The following is a 24,282-nucleotide window of genomic DNA, read 5'->3' as shown; positions in this document are numbered from 1 at the left end:
TGTGACGAGGCGATGTTCACCTGCCGGCGGCGGCGGTGGTGTCGCAGCAAAGATACGGTCGTCGGAAACATGGATGCAGGAGGCGCATCCCCGGCGGAAAAAGGGTACAAAAGGACAAGGAACTCGATCATGCAGAGCGGCACCGAGAGGGAGTTAAAGAGCGAACTCCCATTCCCAGCAACATTTGTCGGAGGGGACGGCATGGCGGCTTCCAGCGACGCGGAACAGAAGTTCGAACGCGTCAAGACCCAGCTGAAGGCACGTCTGGGAGTCGAGGTCTATTCAAGCTGGTTCGGCCGCATGAAGGTTGCCGAAGCATCCCGTGGCATTGTGCGCATTTCCGTGCCGACGGCCTTCCTGCGGTCCTGGATCAACGGCCATTACCTCGACCTCATAGCGGAACTGTGGAAGCACGAAGATCCCGAAATCCTCAAGATCGAGATCGTCGTGCGCACCGCCACGCGCCAGGGACGCAACGGCGTCGAGCCGGAGGCCGTTCCGGCGCGCAAGATGACCCGGCAGACGCAGACGACGCTGGCCGCCGGCACTGCGGGGCCCGGCAGGGTGGAACGGGCGCCGGCGCCGCGCCAGGGCACGCCCATCGAAGCCGAATACCGGCACAATGTGCTGGGCTCGCCGCTAGACCCACGCTACACCTTCGGCTCCTTCATCGAAGGCCCGTCGAACCGGGTGGCTTTCGCCGCCGCCAAGGCTGTGGCGGAATCGCAGTCGAGCGCGGTGCGTTTCAATCCGCTCTTCCTTCATGCGACGGTCGGGCTCGGCAAGACGCACCTTTTGCAAGCGATCGCGGCCGAATCCCTGCGGCACAATCCGAAGTCGCGCGTCGTCTATTTGACGGCCGAGTATTTCATGTGGCGCTTCGCCACCGCGATCCGCGACAACAACGCGCTGACGCTGAAGGAACAGCTGCGCGACATCGACCTCCTGATCATCGACGACATGCAGTTCCTGCAGGGCAAGTCGATCCAGCATGAATTCTGCCATCTGATCAACATGTTGCTCGACAGCGCCAAGCAGGTTGTGGTTGCCGCGGACCGGCCGCCGTCGGAGCTGGAATCGCTGGAGCCCCGCGTGCGCTCTCGCCTCAATGGCGGCGTTGCGCTCGAAATGTCGGCGCCCGACTTCGCCATGCGGATCGGCATGCTCAAGCTGCGTCTTGCCACCGCCAAGGTCGATGACGCCTCGCTCGATATTTCGGAGGAGATCCTCAACCATGTCGCCCGCACGGTGACGGGCAGCGGGCGCGAACTCGAGGGCGCCTTCAACCAGCTCTTGTTCCGCCAATCCTTCGAACCGCAGATCAGCATCGACCGCATCGACGAGATCCTTGGCCACATCTACCGTTCGGGCGAGCCGAAGCGGGTGCGCATCGAGGATATCCAGCGCATCGTGGCGCGCCACTACAATGTGTCGAAGACCGAGCTTCTGTCCAACCGGCGCACGCGCACCATCGTCAAGCCGCGGCAGGTCGCCATGTACCTGTCAAAGGTGATGACGCCGCGTTCGCTGCCGGAGATCGGGCGGCGTTTCGGCGGACGCGACCACACCACGGTGCTGCATGCCGTGCGCAAGATCGAGGATCTTTCCGGCAACGACAACACGCTGGCGCAGGAACTGGAACTGCTGAGAAGGCTGATCAACGACCAGGCCTGATCGGGTGGGAAACGCCGGCTGGCGCGCCGTGCCGGCTTTATCCCCAGAAAGCCCGCGTAACCGGCCTGAACCGGTGGCGCGGGCTTGCGTTTGCAGGTTTTTTCCTATCAGCTTACGCAGATTCTGAGCCTGTTCAGACCTTTCGCGGGGCGCCGCCTGCCGGAGACCCGCTCATCCATTCAAGCGAGCCTGTTTCGTCATGCGTGTTATCCTGGAACGGTCAAATCTCCTGAAGTCGCTCAACCACGTTCACCGCGTGGTCGAACGACGCAACACCATACCGATCCTGTCCAACGTGCTGCTCAGCGCCGAAGGCGCCAGCCTTGAAATGAAGGCGACGGACCTCGACCTCGAGGTGACCGAAGCCACGCCCGCCAAGGTCGAGCGCGGCGGGGCCACGACGGTGCCAGCGCATCTGCTCTACGACATCGTGCGCAAGCTCGCCGACGGGGCGGAGGTGATGCTGAAAACCGACGAGGACGGCAACGCCATGACGGTGACGTCGGGCCGTTCGAGCTTCCGCCTGCAGTGCCTGCCGCAATCCGATTTCCCAGAACTCTCGGCCGGCTCCTTCTCGCATATCTTCCGGCTCGATTCGGTCGGTTTGAAGGGCCTGATCGAGAAGACCCAGTTCGCCATCTCGACCGAAGAGACGCGCTACTATCTGAACGGCATCTACCTGCACACGCATGAGGCCGGCGGCAAGCTGAAGCTGCGCTCGGTTGCCACCGACGGCCATCGCCTGGCGCGCGCCGAGATCGACGCGCCGGCAGGCTCAGAGGGCATGCCCGGCATCATCATCCCGCGCAAGACGGTCAGCGAGTTGCAGAAGCTGGTCGACGATCCGGACGTCGCCGTGACCACCGAATTGTCGGATACCAAGATCCGCTTCACCATCGGCAGCGTCGTTCTGACCTCGAAACTGATCGATGGCACCTTCCCCGACTACCAGCGCGTCATTCCGACCGGCAACGACAAGCAGCTGATCATCGACCGGCAGAGTTTCGCCGCCGCCGTCGATCGCGTCTCGACCATTTCGTCCGAGCGCGGCCGGGCGGTGAAGCTTTCGATCGCCGAAGGCCAGGTCACGCTCGCGGTCAACAATCCGGATTCGGGCAGCGCCACTGAGGAACTGGCGGCCGATTACTCGTCCGATCCGATCGAGATAGGCTTCAACGCCAAGTATCTGCTCGACGTCGCCGCCCAACTGACCGGTACGGAAGCGAAGTTCATGCTGGCGGATGCCGGTTCACCGACGCTGATCCACGACATGGCCGACGAAACCGCTCTTTACGTGCTGATGCCGATGCGGGTGTAGGCCCGAACGAGGCCTATGCGAGAAATCACCCTTGTTCGTCCCGCCGGACATCCCCTGCTCATCGAGGGAGGTGGAGACCGGCACGCCTTTTTGCCGTCGTGACCGCCAAACAGTCTCAAAAACAAACTCATATAAGTAAGTTAACACTTACCAATTTCCGCAACTATGCGGCGCTGTCGATCGACCTGAAGCCTGGCGCCGTGGTGCTTTCCGGCGACAATGGCGCCGGCAAGACCAATCTCTTGGAAGCGGTTTCGCTGCTGACGCCGGGACGTGGGCTCCGCCGCGCGCCCTATGCCGACGTGGCGCGCGAAGGCGGCGATGGCGGCTTTGCCCTGCACGCGAGGATCGAAGGGGCCGAAGGAGAGGTTGAAATCGGCACCGGCATTGCGGGTGGCGACAACGCCGGCGAAGGCGGCAGGCGGGTGCGGATCAATGGTGCTACGGCGCGATCGGCCGAGGACATGCTGGAATGGCTACGTGTCGTCTGGCTGACGCCGGCGATGGATGGCCTGTTCCCGGGGCCGGCCGCCGACCGCCGGCGCTTTCTCGACCGGCTGGTGCTGGCGATCGACCCCGGACACGGCCAGCGCGCGCTCGACTATGAAAAGGCCATGCGTGGCCGTAACCGCTTGCTTACGGAAGGATCGCGCGACGGCGCCTGGTTCGACGCTATCGAGACGCAGATGGCCGAGACCGGCGTGGCGATCGCGGCCGCAAGGGCGGAACTGGTGCGCCTGCTCGCAGCCATGATCGACCGGCTGCCCGATAGCGGCCCGTTTCCGCAGGCAGACATTGGCCTCTCCGGCGAACTGGAGGAGCAGGTGGCCACAACGCCTGCCGTCGATGTCGAGGAGCGGTTCCGCGCTGCACTTGCCGACGGCCGTGACCGCGACCGCGCCGCCGGGCGCACACTGGAAGGCCCGCACCGTTCCGACCTCGTCGTGCGACACCGGCCCAAGGCGATGCCTGCCGAACTTTGCTCGACCGGCGAGCAGAAGGCGTTGCTGGTCGGCATCGTGCTTTCGCATGCAAGGCTGACCGGCGAGATGTCGGGCATGACGCCGATCCTGCTGCTCGACGAGATCGCGGCGCATCTCGACGCCGGCCGGCGCGCAGCGCTGTTCTCTATCCTGGAAGAGCTCAACTGCCAGGCGTTCATGACCGGAACCGATGCGGCGCTGTTTTCCAGTCTCGCTGGACGTGCACAGTTCCTGACGGTCGATCACGGCACAGTTGGGCCAACCAAAGATACCTGACAAGGTTTTTCGCCCACTATATGGTCCGGCGATGATGAACGCCGCCCTCACCGAGGAAGAGCTCGAACGCTATGCGCGCCACATCGTGCTGCCCGAGATCGGCGGCGCCGGCCAGCAAAAGCTGAAGCGGGCTCGGGTGCTGGTGATCGGCGCCGGTGGGCTGGGGGCGCCGGTGCTCGAATATCTCGCCGCCGCCGGCGTCGGCACGCTCGGCATCGTCGATGACGACGACGTTTCGCTGTCGAACCTGCAACGGCAGGTGATCCACGGCACCGACGCGGTCGGCGTGGCGAAAACCGACAGCGCCAAGGCGGCCATCGCGCGCATCAACCCCAACGTCTCGGTGGAACTGCACCAGCTTCGGCTGACGGCGGAAAACGCCCCTGCCCTCATTGCGCGCTACGACATCATCGTCGACGGCTCCGACAATTTCGAGACGCGTTATGCCGTCGCCGACGCCTGCGCCGCGGAGAAACGGCCGCTGGTGCATGCCGCCGTCGGCCGCTTCGACGGTTCGCTGACCGTGCTGAAGCCTTTCGAGACCGGCGCGGATGGCAGGCTGAACCCGGGCTATCGCGATCTTTTCCCCGAGGCGCCGCCGCCGGGCCTGGTGCCATCCTGCGCAGTGGCCGGCGTTGTCGGCGCGCTGACCGGCGTCGTCGGTACGCTGCAGGCAATGGAGGCGATCAAACTGATCACCGGCATCGGTGAACCGCTGGTCGGCCGCTTGCTGCTCTATGATGCGCTTTCGGCGCGCTTCGACACCATTCGCTACAAGAGAAACTGACCGCATGGACCAGATGGGCCAGTCCACAGCTGTTCTCGTTACGCAGATTGCGCCCGATTTCGAGCGCTGGGACGAATTACTCAAGCTGATCCTGCGCGCCTTCGCCTTCATGGACGGCATCATCGATCCGCCGTCCTCGTCGCATCTGCTGACGCCTGAAGGCCTGAAGGCCAAGGCCCGGCAGGAGACGGGTTTTTTGGCGCTCGAGGCCGGCCGGATCGTCGGCTGTATTTTCGCACTTGAGCGGGCTGATGATGTCTATGTCGGCAAGCTCGCCGTCGAGCCGGGCCTCCAGGGACAAGGCATCGGCAGGCGGTTGATGCAGGCCGTCGAGAACCTTGCCCGCAGCAGCGGCAAGAGCGCCATCGAGCTGCAGACGCGCATCGAACTGAGCGAAAACCACGCCGCCTTCTCCCGACTCGGCTTTCGTGAGACCGGACGCACGGCGCATACGAGCTATAACCGTCCGACCTCGATCACCATGCGCAAGGTGCTTTCGTGAGCCTCGCCCTCAGTCCGGAAGAACAGACAATCGCCTCCGGCAAGGACGGCGCGGCGATGGCGATGCGCATCGTCGCCGACAGCGCCAGCCTGCTCGGCGCGCCGCGGCTGATCCCGATCGCCTCGGCGCACATAGACGGGGCGCTCTATCACGGCGATTCCGGCACGCTGTTCGCCGAAAGGCTGGTCGAGGGCGGTGCCCGGGTCGCGGTGCGCTCGACGCTCAATGTCGGGGCGCTCGACCTGATGGGCTGCTCGCGCATCCGCCTCGAGGAGCCGGCGCGCGGCATGGCGCGGCGGATGATGGAGGCCTACCGCAAGCTCGGCTGCGAGCAGAGCTGGACCTGCGCGCCCTACCAGGCCGGGCATCGGCCAGCACTGGGAAGCGACGTCGCCTGGGGCGAATCCAACGCCGTTGTGTTCTGCAATTCGGTGCTTGGCGCGCGCACCAACCGCTACGGCGATTTCCTCGACATCGCCTGCGCCATATCGGGCCGCGCGCCGGACTACGGCTTGCACCGTGCAGAGAACCGGCGGGCGCGGCTGGTGTTCGATGTCTCCGGACTCTCCGCGTCGTTCCTCGGCTCCGAGATCGCCTGGCCAGTGCTGGGCAGCCTCTATGGCCGCGAAGTCGGCAACACAATCGGTGTCGTCACCGGCGTGCCGGGCCATCCCGGCGAGGACGCGCTGAAGGCGTTCGGCGCGGCCGCCGCCTCATCCGGTGCGGTCGGCCTTTTCCATATTGCCGGCGTGACACCCGAGGCGCCCGTCGCCGAAACCATCCTGGCGGGCGCTGCGCCGGAAACGGTGATCCGCGTCACGCCGGAGATGGCGGCGAAGGCCCGCGCGGGCTTGTCGACGGCAACAGGGCCGAAAACCATTGATGCAGTGGCAATCGGCAGCCCGCATCTGTCACTCGACGAGTTCTACATGCTGGAGCGGCTGATCGCCGGACGGCGCCTCACCGTGCCGATCTATGCCTGCACCGGGCGCCATGTGCTTTCGTCGCTCGAAAAGAACGGGCGGCGCAAGATGCTCGAAGCAAGCGGTGTCGTCATCGTGGCCGACACCTGCGTGGTGGTGACGCCGATCATGCCCGAGCTTGCCGGAGGCATATTGATGACCAACTCCGGAAAGTTCGCGCATTACGCGCCGGGCAATACCGGATATGCCGTGCTTTACGGCTCGCTGGCCGACTGTGTCGAAAGTGCCGTTATTGGTAAGCCAGCATTTACGGACATCGCGGCATGAGCGCTCCAGCAGAAATCCTGGTGCCGGGCCGGGCCGGCGAAGGCGAGGCGCTGGTGCTGACGGCGCCGATCAGCTTCTGGGGCGGCGTCGATCCGAAGACCGGCCGCATCGCCGATGTCCGGCATCCACAGCACGGCGAAAACCTGTCGGGGCGCGTGCTGTTCCTGCCAGGCACGATCGGCTCGTCCTCGGCGTCGGCCGTGTTGATGGAACTTGTCCACAATGGCCATGCGCCGGCGGCACTGGTGCTGCACGAACCGGATGCGATCCTGCTGCTCGGCCTGATCGTGGCCAGGGAGATGGGCTGGGAGACGCCAATGGCGCTGCAGCTCGGGCGCGATAACTTCGACACCTATCGCGGAAGCACCGTAACAGTCACCGACGACGGCGCGCTCGCCGTAGCCAGTTGACCACTATTTATGTTCGCAGCGGCAGCACGCGGTCCGGCGGGCGATGACCGTCGAAGAAGGCGCGGATGTTGATGATCACCTTCTCGCCCATGTCGATGCGGCCTTCGAGCGTCGCCGAGCCCATATGCGGCAAAAGCACGACCTTGCCTTTGGCGGCGAGCTTCAAGAGTTTGCTGTTCAGCGCCGGCTCGTGCTCGTAGACGTCCAGCGCGGCGCCGGCGATCTTGCCGTCATGGATCAGCTTGATCAGCGATTCCTCGTCGATGATGTCGCCACGCGCGGTGTTGACGATGTAGGCTGACGGTTGCATGAGCGCCAGCCTACGCGCCGACAGCAGGTGGAAGGTTGCCGGCGTCGACGGGCAGTTGACCGAGATGATGTCCATGCGGGCCAGCATCTGGTCGAGGCTTTCCCAATAAGTCGCCTCCAACTCGTCTTCTACGGCCGGCAGCACGCGGTGGCGGTTGTGATAGTGGATCGACAGGCCGAAGGCCTTGGCGCGCCTGGCGACGGCGGTGCCGATGCGGCCCATGCCGACGATGCCAAGCCGTTTGCCCCAGATGCGCCGGCCGAGCATCCAAGTCGGCGACCAGCCGGCCCATTTCTTGTCGCTGGTCAGCACGTTGGCGCCTTCTGCCAGGCGCCGCGGCACGGCCAGCATCAGCGCCATGGTCATGTCGGCCGTGTCTTCGGTCAGCACGTTCGGTGTGTTGGTGACAGTGATGCCCTTCTTGGCCGCCGCCTCCACATCGATCTTGTCGACGCCATTGCCGAAATTGGCGATCAGCTTGAGATTGTCGCCGGCCTGGGCGATCAGGGCCGCGTCGATATTGTCGGTGATCGTCGGCACCAGGACGTCGGCTTCCTTGATCGCCGCGACCAGCTCGGGCTGCGTCATCGGCCTGTCCTCGACGTTCAACCGTGCGTCGAACAGTTCGCGCATGCGGGTTTCGACCGGATCGGGCAGCTTGCGCGTGATGACGACGAGGGGCCTTTTCTTGCCTGCCATTGTTTCCTCGAACCCGATCTCGTTGAGACCTCTTTAACCAAGACAGGCGAAAATCGAAGCCGGTCGCGGTGCCTGCCACTCTGTAACAAGCGGTGCCGCCGAAGACAAAGAAAAAGGGGCGCCGGTGCCGACGGGCAAGCGCCGAAAGGAATGAAAGTGTCTGGTTTCGCGTCGCTCCGCCTGGCCTTCAGCGCAGCAGTCCTCGGCGCCCTCCTTTGTTCCCCGCAAACGGTGGCGCCGAGCGCCGCGGCCCCCGCGCAGACGATCACGCTCGGGCCGAGCGGCCTGCCGCTGCCGCGTTTCGTCAGCCTGAAATCGGGCCGCGTCAACGCGCGCGTCGGCCCCGGCGCCAACTACTCCGTCAACTGGATGTACATGAAGGCCGGGTTGCCGATGGAAATCATCCAGGAATTCGATACCTGGCGCCGCGTACGCGATGCCGACGGTTCGGAAGGCTGGATCAACCAGTCGCTGCTGTCGGGCCGCCGCACGGCGATCGTCGCGCCCTGGCAGCGCGGCAAGGGCGGCCGAATCAACCTGCTTGACGACAAGGACAAGGACGCCAGCGTGGTGGCCATCATCGAGCCGGGCGTCATGGGATCGATCAAGTCCTGCGACGGCCAGTGGTGCGAAATGACCTTCGACGGCCACACCGGCTGGCTCCCCCAATCGGTCGTCTGGGGCGCTTATCCAGGCGAACACGTCAAGAACTGACTTTTCTAGTAGGTCAGCGCAGCAAAACCGGTTGGTCTAGCGGCCGATGCGGCCGAGATGGGTGTCCCGAAAACCGCTCGACAGTTTGAGGCCGTAACCCAGCGCGCGGTCGACGGCGATGTGGGTGATCCAAGTCAGAGCGACGGCGATCGCGATCGGATTGGCAAAGACGTATCCGGCAAGCGCCAGCGGCAGCGGGACAATCAGGATGTGCAACGCGTTGTAGGCGACGGCGCCGACGCGCGGCCCGGCGAGATAACCCAACATCGACAGGTCCGGCGCCAGGATGAGCAAGGCAAACAGCCACCAGGAGGCACCGGCCAGCGCGTAGAGAACGAGCGCGACCACCGCAACGGCAATCCATTCGAGCCGTACTGCCAGATCGACGGGTCTCATCGAGCGCGGATCAATCGCGACGTTTCGGGCGCAACCTCACCACGATGTCGACATTGGCGATCTCCAGGCCTTCCGGCGGCTCCGGCAGGTTGGAAACCGTCACCGGACCGCTGGCGATATCGAAGATGCGGTTTTCGCCTTCGATATAGAAATGATGGTGATCGGAGGTGTTGGTGTCGAAATAGGTCTTCGAGCCCTCGACGGCCAGGATGCGCAGCAGGCCCGCCTGGGTAAACTGGTGAAGGGCATTGTAGACGGTGGCAAGCGACACCGGCACGCCGGCGGCAATCGCCTCCTCATGCAGTTCCTCGGCCGAAAGATGACGATCGCCCTTGGCGAAAAGCAGATCAGCCAACGCAATGCGCTGGCGCGTCGGCCTCAGGCCGGCTTCGCGAACCCGCTTGTCCACAGCGACATTATCCTTCCGGCAGCCCTGATCCATCCTATCCGTCGAAGCTCGCGGTTCGGCCCCAAAAACCCGCCCAGAATGGCGAAAAAACGGCATCGGCCGAAACTGGACAGCTCCTGACATATATTCTGTCGGCCGAATTCGATCAATAGAGCAACATGTGCGCAGATATCCCGGTGCGCATTGACCCCGGCAGGCGGGCGGGTTAAGCGCAGACGCCGGTTTCCGGCCATAAACAGACTGTGTTAGGAAACCAACGACAAGGGCGCCCTGCCGCCCAGGACGATCACGGGGACGAAATTGATGGCAGGTTCGAAGTCCAGCTACGATTACGAGGAACTGCTTGCCTGCGCCCGCGGCGAGCTGTTCGGACCGGGAAATGCGCAGCTGCCCTATCCACCGATGCTGATGTTCGACCGCATCACCGAGATCAGCGAAACCGGCGGTGCATTCGACAAGGGCTTCATCCGCGCCGAATTCGACATCAAGCCGGACCTGTGGTTTTTCGCCTGCCATTTCATCGGTAACCCGATCATGCCGGGTTGCCTTGGCCTCGATGCCATGTGGCAGTTGACCGGCTTCTACCTCGGCTGGCTCGGCGAGCCCGGCAAGGGGATGGCGCTGTCGACCGGTGAGGTGAAGTTCAAAGGCATGGTAACGCCGTCGGTCAAGAAGGTCGAGTACGGCATCGATTTCAAGCGCGTGATGCGCGGCCGGCTGGTGCTCGGCATCGCCGATGGCTGGCTCAAGGCGGATGGCGAACCCATATACGCGGCAACGGATCTCAAGGTAGGTCTGTCAAAGCAGTCGGCGGTCGCCTGATCGCCACCGGACACTTTGGAAGGAGCAGCCCATGAGACGGGTCGTAGTGACAGGCCTCGGCGTCGTGTCGTCGATCGGCAACAATGCCAATGAGGTGCAGGCCTCGCTCCACGATGCCAAGTCCGGCATCAGCTTTTCGGATTCATTCGCCGAACACGGCTTCCGCTGCCAGGTCTGGGGCGCGCCGTCGCTCGACCCGTCGGCGATGATCGACCGGCGCGCCATGCGCTTCCTGTCGCAAGGCGCGGCCTGGAACCACGTCGCCATGGACCAGGCGATCGCGGATGCGGGCCTCGGCGAGAGCGACATCACCAACGAGCGCACCGGCATCGTCATGGGCTCGGGTGGACCATCGACGCGCACCATCGTCGAGGCGGCCGAAACGACGCTCAAGAACGGCAGCCCCAAGCGCATCGGGCCGTTCGCGGTGCCGAAGGCGATGTCGTCGACCGCGTCGGCGACGCTCGCCACCTGGTTCAAGATCCACGGCGTCAACTATTCGATCTCGTCCGCCTGCTCCACCTCGGCGCACTGCATCGGCAATGGCTACGAGCTGATCCAGTGGGGCAAGCAGGACATGGTCTTTGCCGGCGGCCACGAGGACCTCGACTGGACGATGTCGGACCTGTTCGACGCCATGGGCGCGATGTCGTCGAAGTTCAACGACAGGGCGTCGGCCGCCTCACGCGCCTATGACGTCAATCGCGACGGTTTCGTCATCGCCGGCGGCGCCGGCGTGCTGGTGCTGGAAGAGCTCGAGCACGCCAAGGCGCGCGGCGCCAAGATCTATGCCGAGATCGTCGGCTATGGCGCGACCTCGGACGGCTACGACATGGTGGCGCCCTCGGGCGAAGGCGCGGTGCGCTGCATGCGCCAGGCGCTGGCCACGGTTTCCTCGCCGGTCGACTACATCAACACGCATGGCACCTCGACGCCGGTCGGCGATTCCAAGGAGATGGGCGCGATCCGCGAAGTGTTCGGCGACAAGATGCCTTTCATCACCTCGACCAAGTCGCTGACCGGCCATTCGCTGGGCGCGGCCGGCGTGCAGGAATCGATCTACTCGATCCTGATGATGCAGGGCGGCTTCATCGGCGAAAGCGCCCATATCGAGGAACTCGATCCGGAATTCGAGGGCATGCCGATCGTACGCAAGCGCATCGATAACGCCAGGATCGACACCGTTTTGTCCAATTCGTTCGGTTTCGGTGGCACCAACGCAACGCTGATTTTCCAGCGCTATTCCGCATAAGGATTGCCAGCCATGGACGGATTGATGAAGGGCAAGCGCGGGCTTGTCATGGGTGTCGCCAACGATCATTCGATCGCCTGGGGCATCGCCCAGAAATTGTCCGAGCACGGTGCCGAACTGGCCTTCACCTACCAGGGCGACGCCTTTGGCCGCCGGGTCAAGCCGCTTGCCGAGAGGCTTGGTGCGGCGCTGGTCGTGCCCTGCGATGTCGAGGACAGCGCTTCGGTCGCCGCCACCTTCGAGACGCTCGGCAAGGAATGGGGCGGTCTCGACTTCGTCGTCCATGCCATCGGCTTTTCCGACAAGAACGAGCTGAAGGGCCTCTATGCCGACACCAGCCGCGACAATTTCGTCCGCACCATGGTCATCTCCTGCTATTCCTTCACCGAGATCGCCCGGCACGCCGCCGCGCTGATGAAGGACGGCGGCTCGATGATCACGCTGACCTATGCCGGTTCGGTCCGCGTCATGCCGAACTACAACGTCATGGGCGTCGCCAAGGCCGGCCTGGAGGCTAGCGTGCGCTATCTCGCCAACGACTACGGTCCGCGCGGGATCCGGGTGAACGGCATATCGGCGGGACCGGTCCGAACGCTGGCCGGCGCCGGGATTTCGGATGCGCGCCACATGTTTTCCTACCAGCAGCGCAATTCGCCGCTGCGCCGCACGGTGACCATCGACGAGGTCGGCGGGTCAGCGCTCTACCTGCTGTCCGATCTGTCTTCCGGCGTCACTGGCGAAATCCACTATGTCGATTCCGGCTATCACATCGTTTCCATGCCGACGCTCGATGAGCTGAAGCAGAGCGACGGCCGAGAATAGTTCCTGTCCGGTAAAATTGGACGCAATGGCGGAAACCCATTTTAAGGAGATATCCGCTAGAGGTCCCATAACTTAGGGACCCGCATGCCTGCTGTCAGCAACCCGAAGCGCACACCGTTGTTCCGGCTGATCACCATTGCCAGCTCGGGCATGGGCAGTTTTATCCTCGGTGTCTGGGGCCTGAAGTTCGGTTTCGGCGACGGCCTTGCCGGCATGCCGGCCCAGACGATGGTCGCGGTCATGGCCCTGCTCTGCGCGCTGGCCGCCGCGGGCGCCGCGCTGTCCTTCTTCGCCGGTGTCGACGAATCGGCCGATTACGTCTTCAACGAAACCAATTTCGACAAGCTGACGGGCCTGCTGACGCGCCCAGCCATGGTCGGCAAGATCGCGGACGCGGCATCGGTGACGATCCGCAGCGGCGAACCGGTGTTTCTCATCGACATCGACATCGACCGCTTCAAGCAAATCAACGACGCGATCGGCTACAGCCACGGTGACGAGCTGATCCGCGCCTTTTCCCAGCGATTGAAGACCAGCATGCCGGAAGGCGCGGTGATCGGGCGCATCGGCGCCGGTGAGTTCGCGGTCCTGTTGCCGGATCGCGAGATCAAGGGATCCGTGGAACGGATCATCGAGAAGCTCATCGACGAGATGATGGAACCCTACCAGCTCGATACCCATCAGCAGTCGGTCAGCCTGTCGGTCGGCATCGTGGCCATGCCGAAGGATGGCGTCGATCCTGTCCTGGTGCTGCGCCGCTCCAACCTGGCGCTGCAGAACGCACGTGCCGGAGGGGTAGGCAACTGGTCGGTCTTCCATTCCGACATGGGTCGGGTCGCCGACCATCGGCAGTGGATCGAATCCGAGCTGCATACCGCATTCGAGCGGGGTGATTTCGACCTCCATTACCAGCCGCAGCTCGACCTGCCGAGCGGCCGCATCATCGGCTACGAGGCGCTGATCCGCTGGAAGCACCCGGAGCGCGGCATGATCCCGCCGATGGAGTTCATCCCGATCGCGGAAGAGACAGGCATGATCAACCCGATCGGCGAGTGGGTGCTGCGCAAGGCGTGCAACGACGCCCGCCATCTGCCCGAGGACTGTTTCGTTGCCGTCAACATCTCGCCGGTCCAGTTCATGACCAAGGATTTCGTCGGCATCGTGCGCGAGACGATGGCAAGCACCGGCATCAAGCCGTCGCGGCTTGAGCTGGAAGTCACCGAGACGGCGATGATGCAGGACCGCGAGCGCGCCGCCATCATCCTGCGGGAACTCGCCGACATGGGCATCTCGGTCGCAGTCGACGATTTCGGCACCGGCTATTCCAATCTAAGCTACCTGATCGATTTCTCGTTCGGCAAGCTGAAGATCGACCGCTCCTTCGTCAGCCGCATCGACACGGATTCCAACTCGGGCGCCGTCGTCTCGACCATCGTCGGGCTGTCGCGGGCGCTCGGCGTCGGCATCATCGCCGAAGGCGTCGAAACCGAGAGCCAGGCGACGCTGCTCAGGGCCGCCGGTTGCGAGGTGGTGCAAGGTTATCTGTTCGGCCGCCCGGCGCCGCTCAAGATCGGGCCTGGCGAAGCGCAGGTCGTCCACGTCAAGAGCGAAGCGCGCATCGTCAGCATGCATTGACCAAAACTCGCCGGTTACCGGCGCGCCGAGAAAACCTTGAACATGCCGTTGCGGGCAGTCTCCGCATGGCTTGAGAAGGCCGCCGCCAGCACTGCCTCGTAGGGAAGCTGCCGGTTCGCCACCATGAACAGCCTGCCGCCCGGTTTCAGCGCCTTGGCCGCTGCCTGGATCATGCCAGCGCCGATCTCCGGCTCGGCCGCCCGGCTGCGATGAAAAGGCGGGTTCATGACGATCGCGTCATAGCGGCGCTCGACAGGCTCGCTGAGCAGGTCGGTCCAGAAGAAATGTGTCTCGGCTGCCGTGCCGATGTTGCCCTTCGCTGCCTCCAGCGAGGCGAAGTCCGCCTCGAAGAGATCGAGCCTGGATATGCCGGACGATCGCGCCGCGACTTCGGCTGCCACATAGCCCCAGCCGGCGCAGAAATCGGCGATGTTGCCACGCAGATCGTTGGGCAGATTGTCCACCAGCAATCTGGAACCGGTGTCAACCTTGTCGAAGGAGAACATGCCGGGCGCGGTGCGAAAGCGGCCTTCCAATACAAGGTCTGGATTGGCAGCCCGAAGCACTGATGCGGCTCTGCTATCGGCCGGTCGGGCGAACCAGAAGGCGATGCCGTGATGTTTCGGCAGGTGGCCGTCAAGCGGCACAAGCTCGTCGATGCGCTTGCGCAGGCTGGCAATGCCATCATCCTTGCCGCCGGCGACGACAATCAATCCGCCCGCCGCGACACGTTCCATCGCTTCGGCAATGCGCAATTCGTTTTGCCCGCGATGACGCCCGGCAAGCACCAGTGCTGCGTCGAAGTTGGCGCCTTCGGCCTGTGGCGTGACATTGAAGCCCGACGCCAGCAGGGCGCGGAAATGGGGCCGGAAGCCCTGCACGAGGTGAAGCGCGGTCTCAAAGCCTTCAGGCAAACGGAAAGCGGGTTCCGCGCCCAGAAAGACAACATGCCCGCCCTTTCGTGGCAGAGGAACAGCCTCCGCCTCGAACGGATGGAAAAGCGTCTTCAGCGGCTCAGCGGACATTCTTCGATCTCGTTCTTACCGTGAAAATGAAAACGGGCGCGACATAAGCCGCGCCCGCTTCGATTGCGTGGTCAGACCGTTCAGGCGGCGTTTTCTTCGCCTTCGGCCTTCTTGTCGCGGACGATTTCCTTGCCGGTGGCCTGGTCGACGACCTTCATCGACAGGCGAACCTTGCCGCGCTCGTCGAAGCCCATCAGCTTGACCCAGACCTTGTCGCCTTCCTTGACGACGTCGGAGGTCTTGGCGACGCGATCGTTGGCCAGCTGCGAGATGTGGACGAGGCCGTCACGCGGACCGAAGAAGTTGACGAAAGCGCCGAAGTCGGCGGTCTTGACGACCGTGCCTTCATAGATCTCGCCGACTTCCGGCTCGGCGACGATGGTGTGGATCCACTTCTTCGCCGCCTCGATCTCCTTGGCGTTGGACGAAGCGATCTTGACCGTGCCGTCATCCTCGATGTTGATCTTGGCGCCGGTCTTTTCGACGATCTCGCGGATGACCTTGCCGCCGGAGCCAATGACGTCGCGGATCTTGTCGGTCGGGATGTGCATGACCTCGATGCGCGGCGCGAACTCGCCGAGCTCGGCACGCGCGCCGGACAGCGCATGAGCCATTTCGCCGAGGATATGCAGACGACCGTCCTTGGCCTGGCCGAGCGCGATCTGCATGATCTCCTCGGTGATGCCGTCGATCTTGATGTCCATCTGCAGCGAGGTGATGCCGTTGGCGGTGCCGGCGACCTTGAAGTCCATGTCGCCGAGGTGATCCTCGTCGCCAAGGATGTCGGAGAGAACCGCGAAGCGCTCGCCTTCCTTGATCAGGCCCATGGCAATGCCGGCGACGGGCTTGGCCAGCGGAACGCCGGCATCCATCAGCGCCAGCGAGGTGCCGCAGACGGTGGCCATCGACGACGAGCCGTTGGACTCGGTGATCTCCGAGACGACGCGCAGCGTGTAGGGGAACTGGTCAGCGGTCGGCAGCATCGGGCGGATGGCGCGCCAGGCGAGCTTGCCGTGGCCGATTTCGCGGCGGCCCGGCGAACCCATGCGGCCGGTTTCACCGACGGAATAGGGAGGGAAGTTGTAGTGAAGGAGGAACTTCTCCTTGTACATGCCGGTCAGCGAATCGACATACTGCTCGTCCTCGCCGGTGCCAAGCGTGGCGACGACCAGCGCCTGGGTCTCGCCGCGGGTGAACAGGGCCGAACCATGGGTGCGCGGCAGGACGCCGACTTCCGAGACGATCTTGCGGACCGTCTTCAGGTCGCGGCCGTCGATGCGCGAGCCGGTGTCGAGGATGTTCCAGCGCACGACCTTGGCCTGGAGTTCCTTAAACACGCTGCCGATCTGCTCGGAGGTGTACTTGGCGTCTTCGCCTTCGGCCGGGGTGAACGCGGCCTTGACCTTCGCCTTGACGGCGTCGACGGCGGCGTAGCGCTTCTGCTTGTCGGTGATCTTGTAGGCGTCGCGAAGTTCGTTTTCGACGATCTTCAGCATCTCGCCCTCGAGCGCCGAATAGTCCGGCGCGGTGAAGTCGCGCGGGTCCTTGGCGGCGACTTCGGCCAGCTTGATGATCGCGTCGATCACCGGCTGGAAGCCCTTGTGGCCGAACATGACGGCGCCGAGCATCAGATCCTCGCCAAGCTCCTTGGCCTCGGACTCGACCATCAGCACGGCATCAGTGGTGCCGGCGACGACGAGGTCAAGCTTGGATTCCTGCATCTCGTCGACATGTGGGTTGAGCACGTATTCGCCGTTGATGTAGCCGACGCGGGCGCCGCCGATCGGGCCCATGAAGGGGACGCCGGAGAGCGTCAGCGCGGCCGAGGTGGCGACGATCGACAGGATGTCCGGATCGTTCTCGAGATCATGCTGGACGACGGTGACGACGATCTGCGTGTCGTTCTTGTAGCCATCGGCGAAGAGCGGGCGGATCGGGCGGTCGATCAGGCGGGAAACCAGCGTTTCCTTCTCGCTCGGACGGCCTTCGCGCTTGAAATAGCCGCCCGGGATCTTGCCGGCGGCATAGGTCTTTTCCTGGTAGTTGACGGTCAGCGGGAAGAAGTCGAGGCCGGGCTTCGGCTCCTTCATCGAGACGACGGTGGCGAGAACCTTGGTCTCGCCGTAGGTGGCCAGCACCGCGCCATCAGCCTGGCGCGCGATCTTGCCGGTCTCCAGAACGAGCGGACGGCCGCCCCATTCGATTTCCACTTTGTGGTGATTGAACATATCTTGTCCTTCATATGCGGAAAGGGCCGCGCCGTTTCACGGTGCGCGTATGCCCTTGCCTGGCTTCCTTTCTCGGGCAGCCACGGGCAAGACAACGGGAAGCTCGGGTCAATCGGCACGGTGGCCGCACGAGCATCCTGCAATCCTGCCCCATGACCGTCCATGGGCGGTTCCGAATGGCCCTCTGCACTTTCGAAACCGGGTCTGGCCAATCGATCCGACCGGCCTTGCGCATAACTCCGAAAATCTCGGGAAGCATCACGCGCAAATTCAAACTTTTCGGAGCGTCCTTTTGCGCGTCCAAAGGGGGACGCACGGCGCTCCATTCCTGCATTGGAGTACTGGATTGACCCGATGCTCCAATGCGCGACCGGCGGGCTCTCCGAAGAAAGCCCGCCGGTCAATTCGTCAACGGCGCAGGCCGAGCTTCTCGATCAGCGTCTGATAGCGCGAGTCGTCCTTGCGCTTGAGATAATCAAGCAGGCTGCGGCGCTGGGAGACGAGAGCAAGCAGACCACGGCGGGAATGGTTATCCTTCTTGTGGTCCTTGAAGTGGTCGGTCAGGTTCTTGATGCGCTCGGAAAGGATGGCCACCTGGACTTCCGGGGACCCGGTATCGCCCTTGGCGGTTGCGAATTCACCCATCAATTCCTTTTTGCGCTCAGCAGTAATCGACATCGTGTTTTTCCTTATCTGTTCGAGGAAACGGGACGCCCTCAGCCGGGATGTCGTCCAGCAGGGGCCGGTGCAAGCAACGCGTCAGGGCGCGATGCTGCGGCGCATATAGGGCAATTCCCCGGAAAACACCAGCCCAATTCACGAAGCCGGCTTGTCGCAGGCTTTTTGCTGCGAAGATCAAGAATTTCCGCAGCCAAACGAGTTCTATAGCCACTTCTTCCATTTGAAGAAGGCTACAAGCCCGACAGCAACGGCCGCCATGAAGCCAAGCGCTGCCGGGTAGCCGTAATGGGCCCTCAATTCCGGCATGTTCCATGGCGAGGTTTCGGGATCGAAGTTCATCCCCCAGACGCCGACCAGGAAGGTGAGCGGCATGAAGACCCCCGAGACGATGGTCAAGTAGCCGATGACCTCGTTGGTGCGCGCCTGGCTCAGCGACAGATGCATCTCGATCAGCCCGGTCAGCATGTCGCGCTGGGTCTCGACCAGCTCGATGAGCCGCAGCGAATGGTCGAGCGTGTCGTTGAGGAAGATCTTGGTCTCGGCCTTCACATAGGGCACGTCGTTGCGGATCATCGTCGCCAGCGCATCGCGCATCGGCCACAGCACGCCCTTCAGCACATTGGCGTCGCGCCGCAATTCGTGCAATTGCTGCATCTGGTGCTTGTGCGGCGTGTTCAGCATCTGGTCCTCGATGCTGTCGACCTGTTCGCCGGCCGCCTCGATCGGCGGGAAATAGCTGTCGACGATGGCGTCGATCAGCGCATAGGCGAGATAGTCGGCGCCGCGCGATCGCAGCCGGTTGGGCATCGAGCTCTCGATGCGCTTGCGCACGGGATTGAACGGGTCGCCCTCGCGCTCCTGGAAGGTGACGACGAAATTCTTGCCGAAGAAGACGGAGATCTGTTCGTAGCGGTGCGCCGTGACGTCGTCGATCATGCGCACGACGACGAAGGCGTGATCCTCGAAGAAATCCACCTTCGGCCGCTGGCCGGTGTTGACGACGTCCTCCAGCGCCAGCGGGTGCAGGCTGAAAATGCGGCCGATCTCCTCGATCAGCGGGATGTTGGCAAGGCCGGTGCAATCCAGCCAGATGACCGGCCAGCTGTCGCAATGCGTGTTGAGGTCGTCGATACTGGCATTTTCGATGGTCTCGAACTTCTCGGGCGACATCAGGGTCAGCCTGAGCTCGCTGCGCCGCGCCGACGGATCGGCGATCAGCGTGCCCGGCGAGGCGCCGACGGGCGGCCGCCTTGTTTTCAGCGGCGCCCGCTTCCTTGTCGTGTCAGCTTTTGCCATGTGCCCCCTCAAGCGTAATGTCGAGCCGAAACTAGCCGAGAGCCATCATCCAGCAAAGACCCGCTTGGGCTTGAACATGCCCTGCTCGATGGCGCCGATGGCGACTAGCCTGCCGCGCGCCGTGGCACAGGCCTCCTCGGCCTCGACAGGGGCGTCGCGGCCGCGAATGATGACCGGATTGCCGAGCCGGATTTTCACCGCCGCATCGTCGCTGATGGCGACCTGCGGAAGGCAATCGAGCGCGGCTGACGTGTCGACCAGCAGCGCATCGATGGCCGTGAAGTCGACCGGCAGATCAGCAGCGTCGGATGCATCATCGGCCGTGTCCGGATCCCCATCGCCTTCACCGCCGAAACGGGCGGCTTCCAGCTCGGCGATGGTGACGAAGTCCTCCTGCGTGAACGGCTCGACCTCGATCCGGCGCAATTCGGCGATGTGGCCGAAACAGCCGAGGTCGCGGCCCATGTCGCGGGCCAGCGAGCGGACATAAGTGCCCTTGCCACATTCGACTTCGAAAATGGTCCGCTCACCACTGTGCTCGATGACGTCCAAACGTCCGATCTCGATCTCCCGCGCGGGTATATCGACCGTTTCGCCGTCGCGGGCGAGATCGTAGGCGCGCTCGCCGGCGATCTTGATGGCCGAGAACTGCGGCGGCGTCTGCATGATGACGCCGGTGTATTTCGGCAGCAGCGCCCTTACCTCGGTCTCGGCCGGACGCTTGTCCGAGCTGTTCGTTACCGGGCCTTCGAGGTCGTCGGTCGAGCGTTCGTCACCCCACGCAACGGTGAAGCGATAGATCTTGGCGCCGTCCTGGACGTAAGGCACGGTCTTGGTGGCTTCGCCGAGCGCGATCGGCAGCATGCCGGAGGCGAGCGGATCGAGCGTGCCGGCATGGCCGGCCTTGTCGGCCTGGAACAGCCACTTGATCTTGGAGACGGCTTCGGTGGAGCCCATGCCGACCGGCTTGTCCAGCACCAGCCAGCCGGAGACCGGCCGGCCCTTCTTCTTGCCGCGGCGCCCCATTATTTCTCGTCCTTGTCGTTGTCGAGATCGCGCGCCACTTCGGGCGATTTCAAGAGGTCGTTGATCCTGGCGAAGTTGTCGAAGGACGTATCGAGCCTGAAGCGGAATTCCGGCATGTACTTCATCTGCCGCAGCGCGCCCGAGACACGGCCGCGAACGAATTTCGCATGCTTGTTGAGCGCCTCGACCACGGCATCGGTGTCCTTGACGCCAAGCGGCGAGACGAAGGCGGTGGCGATCTTCAGATCGGGCGACATGCGCACTTCCGACACCGAAACCACGGCATTCTCGATCAGCGGATCGATGATCTCACCGCGCTGCAGGGTTTCGGACAGGGCATGGCGCACTTGTTCGCCGACGCGCAGCATACGCTGGGATGGGCCTGATGTGGTTGAACGGGGCATTTTTCTCGATCCTGAAATCGTGAAGCGCGGGATGGGACCGCGCCGCATGTCTCAATAGGGCTTTCTCAATACGGCTTGGGCGGCGGCCTTTCGACCACCGCCCGGTCGTATCGACAGTATACGAGCTCAGAGCGTCCGGGTCACCATCTCGACACGGAAGCACTCGATGACGTCGCCGACGCGCATGTCTTCGTAGTTCTGGAAGGCCATGCCGCACTCCTGGCCGCCCGGCACTTCCGAAACCTCGTCCTTGAAGCGCTTCAGCGTCTTCAGCGTGCCTTCGTGGATGACGACGTTGTCGCGGATCAGGCGCACGCCCGCACCACGCTCGACCTTGCCTTCGGTGACACGGCAGCCGGCGATCTTGCCGACCTTGGTGATGTCGAAGATCTCGAGGATCTCGGCATTGCCGATGAAGGTCTCGCGACGCTCCGGCGAGAGCAGGCCGGAGAGCGCCGCCTTCACGTCATCCACGAGATTGTAGATGATCGAGTAGTAGCGGATCTCGATACCCGCGGCCGCTGCAGCGGCGCGCGCCTGCACATTGGCGCGGACGTTGAAGCCGATGATGGCGGCACCCGAGGTTTCCGCCAGCGACACGTCGCTTTCGGTGATGGCGCCGGCGCCGGCATGGACGATGCGTGCCCGCACCTCGTCGGTGCCGAGCTTGTCGAGCGCGGCGTTGATCGCTTCGATCGAACCCTGCACGTCGCCCTTGATGACCAGCGGGAATTCCTTCAGCCCGCTCGTCTGCAGTTGCGACATCATCTGTTCGAGCGAGCCGCGCTGGCCGGCATGCTTGGCCACCGCCTTCTCGCGCGCCAGGCGCTGGCGATACTCGGTGATCTCGCGGGCGCGAGCCTCGTTGTTGACCACCGCGAAGCGGTCGCCGGCCTGCGGCGTGCCCTGCAGGCCAAGCACCTCGACCGGCATCGCCGGCGGCGCTTCCTTGACATGCTCGCTACGGTCGTTGACCAGCGCGCGCACCCGGCCCCATTCGTTGCCGGCAACCAGGATGTCGCCGGGCATCAGCGTGCCGGTCTGCACCAGCACGGTGGCGACGGGACCACGGCCCTTGTCGAGCTGAGCCTCGATGACGACGCCTTCGGCGGTGCGGTCCGGATTGGCCTTCAGGTCGAGGATTTCGGCCTGCAGCAGGATCGCCTCGAGCAGCTTGTCGAGATTGGTGCCCTTGGTGGCCGACACTTCGACGTCCAGCACCTCGCCGCCCATGGATTCGACGAAGACCTCGTGGCGCAGCAGCTCTGACCGCACCTTCTGCGGGTCGGCATCATGCTTGTCGATCTTGTTGATGGCGACGATGATCGGGACACCGGCCGCCTTGGCATGGCTGATCGATTCGATCGTCTGCGGCATGACGCTGTCGTCGGCCGCCACCACCAGCACGGCGATGTCGGTCGCCTGGGCGCCGCGGGCGCGCATCGCCGTGAAGGCGGCGTGGCCGGGCGTGTCGATGAAGGTGATCTTCTGACCGTTCTTCTCGACCTGGTAGGCGCCGATGTGCTGGGTGATGCCGCCGGCCTCGCCGGAGACGACGTTGGCGTTGCGGATGGCGTCGAGCAGCGAGGTCTTGCCGTGGTCGACATGGCCCATGATCGTCACCACCGGCGGACGCGACACCAGGTCCTCGGCATTGTCGGCGATGTTGAACAGGCCTTCCTCGATGTCGGACTCGGCGACGCGGCGAACCGTATGGCCGAATTCGGTGGCGACCAGTTCAGCCGTGTCGGCGTCGATGACGTCGCCCGGCTTCATGATCTGGCCCTGCTTCATGAAGAACTTGACCACGTCGACCGCGCGCTCGGACATGCGCTGCGCCAGTTCCTGGATGGTGATGGTTTCGGGCAGGATCACTTCGCGCATAACCTTCTCGCGCGGCTCATTGTGCATCGCGCGCTTGAATTTTTCCTGGCGGCGACGCATCGACGACAGCGAGCGGGCGCGCGCATCCTCGTCTGAAAGCGCTGTGTTGAGGGTCAGCTTGCCACGGCGGCGGTCTTCCTCGCCCTTGGTGGGCTTGGCCGGACGCGCCACCTCGGGCGTGACCGGGCGGCGCACGGGGGCGCCGGCGCCAGTGCGCTTCGGCTTGACGTCCTCGTCGTCGTCGACTGTCGCCAGTTCGGCGGCCAGCGGCGCGCGACGGCGTGCCTCTTCCTCGGCGCGACGCCGGGATTCGGCCTCGGTCTGCAGCCGCGCTTCTTCCTCGGCCTGGCGGCGCGCGGATTCCTCCCGCTCGCGCTTGCGGCGCTCTTCGTCCTCGGCGCGGCGCTTGGCCTCTTCCTGGGCGCGCTGGCGGTCTTCGACCTCACGAACCTTGGAGCCTTCGAGAGCCCTGCGGCGGGCTTCCATCTCGCCACGCGACAATTCGTTCAGCACCATGCCGCTGCGCTCGACCGGCGGCGGAGGCGGCGGCGCCTTGGGCGCTTCCTGCACGGCGGGTGCAGCCGCAACGGCCGCCTTCGGCGCGAACACGGACGCAGGCGCGGCCACCGGCTCCGGCTTGTCGCCGGGCATGGAGAACTTGCGCTTCTTGATCTCGACCTGGACCTGCTTGGTGCGGCCATGCGAGAAATTCTGGCGCACGACGCCCTGCTCGGTACCGGGGCGCTTCAGCGTCAAGGTCTTCTTCGGCGTAACGCTCAACGTCTTGTCGTCGCCCGATTTCGTATCGCTCATTCCATATCCTCTGCGGCATCATCTTCGTCAGCAACGGCCGCAAGCATTGCCAGATCGTCCGGGGAACCGCCCCGATACCGGTCGAGCGCAACCATGCGCCTCTGGACCGCCCTGCCCGCGTCTTGCGCGAGAACGGCAGCATGTATCACATTTGTACCCCCCAATGCCAAGCTCAACTCGGCCTCGGAGAAAAGTTTGTAGGCAAGGATGGCGGGGCCGCCGAGATGGACGGTTGCCCGCCGCGCCTGGCTGATTTTGCGCACGCCATCGTTGGACGCTTCAGTCGCGTGGAGCACGAAAAGCGCCAATCCTGCGCGCACGGCGCTCTCGACCTTGGTGGCGCCAAGAGCGATTGCTCCTGCCTTGCGGGCAAGGCCCAGCATGCCCAGAGCGGATCTGGAAAGCAGCCCGTCGACCATGCCGCCGAGATCGGCGGGAACCGTCACCTGCGCCTTGAAGGCGCGCGCAAACAGGTTCTTCGCCGCTGCCTTGTCGACATGTAGGCGCTCGGCGCTAACCCAGCAACCGCGGCCGGGCAGATTTCTCTTGATGTCCGGAACGACGGCCGAATCCGGGCCGACGACGAACCGGATCAGTTCATCCGGTTCGGCCTGCCTGCGGGTGACGATGCAGGTGCGATCGTTCATCTCGTCCAAGGGCGGGTTC

At 64.0% G+C, this 24,282-nt stretch carries 23 protein-coding genes; 12 read left to right on the top strand and 11 right to left on the bottom strand.

Features of this window, described 5'->3' with window-relative positions:
- Window positions 1-201: 201 nt before the first annotated feature.
- From dnaA to ACSQ3Z_RS07670, 7 genes are all read left to right on the top strand, one after another.
- The gene (gene dnaA, locus ACSQ3Z_RS07700) at window positions 202-1,674 is read left to right on the top strand and encodes a chromosomal replication initiator protein DnaA (RefSeq protein WP_006202947.1); all 1,473 of its coding nucleotides are present in this window, start codon (window positions 202-204) and stop codon (window positions 1,672-1,674) included.
- 199 nt (window positions 1,675-1,873) lie between these two features.
- Window positions 1,874-2,992, top strand: a complete 1,119-nt coding sequence (gene dnaN, locus ACSQ3Z_RS07695) for a DNA polymerase III subunit beta (RefSeq protein WP_436170713.1) — start codon at window positions 1,874-1,876, stop codon at window positions 2,990-2,992.
- A 98-nt stretch (window positions 2,993-3,090) separates the two neighbouring features.
- Window positions 3,091-4,251 carry a DNA replication/repair protein RecF gene (gene recF, locus ACSQ3Z_RS07690; RefSeq protein ID WP_436170712.1) on the top strand — a complete coding sequence of 387 codons (1,161 nt, stop codon included), beginning with the start codon at window positions 3,091-3,093 and terminating at the stop codon, window positions 4,249-4,251.
- 31 nt (window positions 4,252-4,282) lie between these two features.
- Entirely contained in the window at window positions 4,283-5,038 is a 756-nt protein-coding gene (locus ACSQ3Z_RS07685) for a molybdopterin-synthase adenylyltransferase MoeB (RefSeq protein ID WP_436170711.1), read from the top strand.
- A gap of 13 nt (window positions 5,039-5,051) precedes the next feature.
- Complete coding sequence (locus ACSQ3Z_RS07680; protein WP_436171860.1) at window positions 5,052-5,540, top strand: GNAT family N-acetyltransferase; 489 nt, start codon at window positions 5,052-5,054, stop codon at window positions 5,538-5,540.
- A complete protein-coding gene (locus ACSQ3Z_RS07675) occupies window positions 5,537-6,790 on the top strand; it encodes an aconitase X (protein ID WP_436170710.1) in 1,254 nt (417 codons plus the stop codon). Before ACSQ3Z_RS07680 ends, ACSQ3Z_RS07675 begins: the two co-directional genes overlap by 4 nt.
- Window positions 6,787-7,200 (top strand): aconitase X swivel domain-containing protein, encoded by a 414-nt coding sequence (locus ACSQ3Z_RS07670; protein ID WP_436170709.1) that lies wholly within the window; start codon window positions 6,787-6,789, stop codon window positions 7,198-7,200. Before ACSQ3Z_RS07675 ends, ACSQ3Z_RS07670 begins: the two co-directional genes overlap by 4 nt.
- Before the next feature lie 7 nt (window positions 7,201-7,207).
- Here ACSQ3Z_RS07670 and ACSQ3Z_RS07665 read toward each other — a convergent pair whose 3' ends face one another.
- On the bottom strand, window positions 7,208-8,209 hold the full coding sequence (locus ACSQ3Z_RS07665; protein WP_404275301.1) for a 2-hydroxyacid dehydrogenase: 1,002 nt from the start codon (window positions 8,207-8,209) through the stop codon (window positions 7,208-7,210).
- 156 nt (window positions 8,210-8,365) lie between these two features.
- Between ACSQ3Z_RS07665 and ACSQ3Z_RS07660 the strand changes: the two genes are divergently transcribed.
- Window positions 8,366-8,923, top strand: a complete 558-nt coding sequence (locus tag ACSQ3Z_RS07660; RefSeq protein ID WP_436170708.1) for an SH3 domain-containing protein — start codon at window positions 8,366-8,368, stop codon at window positions 8,921-8,923.
- A 36-nt stretch (window positions 8,924-8,959) separates the two neighbouring features.
- Here ACSQ3Z_RS07660 and ACSQ3Z_RS07655 read toward each other — a convergent pair whose 3' ends face one another.
- The gene (locus ACSQ3Z_RS07655) at window positions 8,960-9,319 is read right to left on the bottom strand and encodes a DUF4260 domain-containing protein (protein WP_436170707.1); all 360 of its coding nucleotides are present in this window, start codon (window positions 9,317-9,319) and stop codon (window positions 8,960-8,962) included.
- A 10-nt stretch (window positions 9,320-9,329) separates the two neighbouring features.
- Window positions 9,330-9,761, bottom strand: a complete 432-nt coding sequence (gene irrA, locus ACSQ3Z_RS07650) for an iron response transcriptional regulator IrrA (RefSeq protein ID WP_436170706.1) — start codon at window positions 9,759-9,761, stop codon at window positions 9,330-9,332.
- Window positions 9,762-10,031: 270 nt separating this feature from the next.
- On the opposite strand from irrA, the gene fabA reads away from it, so the two are divergent.
- The 4 genes from fabA to ACSQ3Z_RS07630 all read left to right on the top strand — a co-directional run bounded on the left by fabA (window position 10,032) and on the right by ACSQ3Z_RS07630 (window position 14,259).
- Window positions 10,032-10,550, top strand: coding sequence for a 3-hydroxyacyl-[acyl-carrier-protein] dehydratase FabA (gene fabA / locus ACSQ3Z_RS07645; protein WP_006202935.1), 519 nt, complete (start codon window positions 10,032-10,034; stop codon window positions 10,548-10,550).
- A 31-nt stretch (window positions 10,551-10,581) separates the two neighbouring features.
- Window positions 10,582-11,802 (top strand): beta-ketoacyl-ACP synthase I, encoded by a 1,221-nt coding sequence (gene fabB / locus ACSQ3Z_RS07640; protein WP_436170705.1) that lies wholly within the window; start codon window positions 10,582-10,584, stop codon window positions 11,800-11,802.
- Between the two features lie 12 nt (window positions 11,803-11,814).
- On the top strand, window positions 11,815-12,624 hold the full coding sequence (gene fabI / locus ACSQ3Z_RS07635; RefSeq protein ID WP_436170704.1) for an enoyl-ACP reductase FabI: 810 nt from the start codon (window positions 11,815-11,817) through the stop codon (window positions 12,622-12,624).
- 84 nt (window positions 12,625-12,708) lie between these two features.
- Window positions 12,709-14,259 carry a putative bifunctional diguanylate cyclase/phosphodiesterase gene (locus tag ACSQ3Z_RS07630; protein WP_436170703.1) on the top strand — a complete coding sequence of 517 codons (1,551 nt, stop codon included), beginning with the start codon at window positions 12,709-12,711 and terminating at the stop codon, window positions 14,257-14,259.
- Window positions 14,260-14,273: 14 nt separating this feature from the next.
- Here the strand turns inward: ACSQ3Z_RS07630 and ACSQ3Z_RS07625 are convergent, their stop codons facing one another.
- The 8 genes from ACSQ3Z_RS07625 to ACSQ3Z_RS07590 all read right to left on the bottom strand — a co-directional run bounded on the left by ACSQ3Z_RS07625 (window position 14,274) and on the right by ACSQ3Z_RS07590 (window position 24,263).
- Window positions 14,274-15,284 (bottom strand): class I SAM-dependent methyltransferase, encoded by a 1,011-nt coding sequence (locus ACSQ3Z_RS07625; RefSeq protein ID WP_436170702.1) that lies wholly within the window; start codon window positions 15,282-15,284, stop codon window positions 14,274-14,276.
- A gap of 80 nt (window positions 15,285-15,364) precedes the next feature.
- Window positions 15,365-17,512 (bottom strand): polyribonucleotide nucleotidyltransferase, encoded by a 2,148-nt coding sequence (gene pnp / locus ACSQ3Z_RS07620; RefSeq protein WP_006202930.1) that lies wholly within the window; start codon window positions 17,510-17,512, stop codon window positions 15,365-15,367.
- Window positions 17,513-17,920: 408 nt separating this feature from the next.
- Window positions 17,921-18,190, bottom strand: a complete 270-nt coding sequence (rpsO, locus tag ACSQ3Z_RS07615; RefSeq protein WP_436170701.1) for a 30S ribosomal protein S15 — start codon at window positions 18,188-18,190, stop codon at window positions 17,921-17,923.
- A 204-nt stretch (window positions 18,191-18,394) separates the two neighbouring features.
- Entirely contained in the window at window positions 18,395-19,489 is a 1,095-nt protein-coding gene (corA, locus tag ACSQ3Z_RS07610; protein WP_436170700.1) for a magnesium/cobalt transporter CorA, read from the bottom strand.
- Window positions 19,490-19,534: 45 nt separating this feature from the next.
- Entirely contained in the window at window positions 19,535-20,515 is a 981-nt protein-coding gene (gene truB, locus ACSQ3Z_RS07605) for a tRNA pseudouridine(55) synthase TruB (protein WP_436170699.1), read from the bottom strand.
- A complete protein-coding gene (rbfA, locus tag ACSQ3Z_RS07600) occupies window positions 20,515-20,919 on the bottom strand; it encodes a 30S ribosome-binding factor RbfA (RefSeq protein WP_006202926.1) in 405 nt (134 codons plus the stop codon). The genes truB and rbfA overlap by 1 nt, the downstream gene beginning before the upstream one ends.
- A 126-nt stretch (window positions 20,920-21,045) precedes the next feature.
- On the bottom strand, window positions 21,046-23,616 hold the full coding sequence (gene infB, locus ACSQ3Z_RS07595) for a translation initiation factor IF-2 (protein ID WP_436170698.1): 2,571 nt from the start codon (window positions 23,614-23,616) through the stop codon (window positions 21,046-21,048).
- The gene (locus ACSQ3Z_RS07590; protein WP_436170697.1) at window positions 23,613-24,263 is read right to left on the bottom strand and encodes an RNA-binding protein; all 651 of its coding nucleotides are present in this window, start codon (window positions 24,261-24,263) and stop codon (window positions 23,613-23,615) included. Before ACSQ3Z_RS07590 ends, infB begins: the two co-directional genes overlap by 4 nt.
- Between the last annotated feature and the right edge of the window lie 19 nt (window positions 24,264-24,282).

This window comes from Mesorhizobium sp. LjNodule214 (assembly GCF_964252735.1).
Lineage (GTDB): Bacteria > Pseudomonadota > Alphaproteobacteria > Rhizobiales > Rhizobiaceae > Mesorhizobium.
This window is presented reverse-complemented; position numbering and strand designations above follow the sequence as displayed.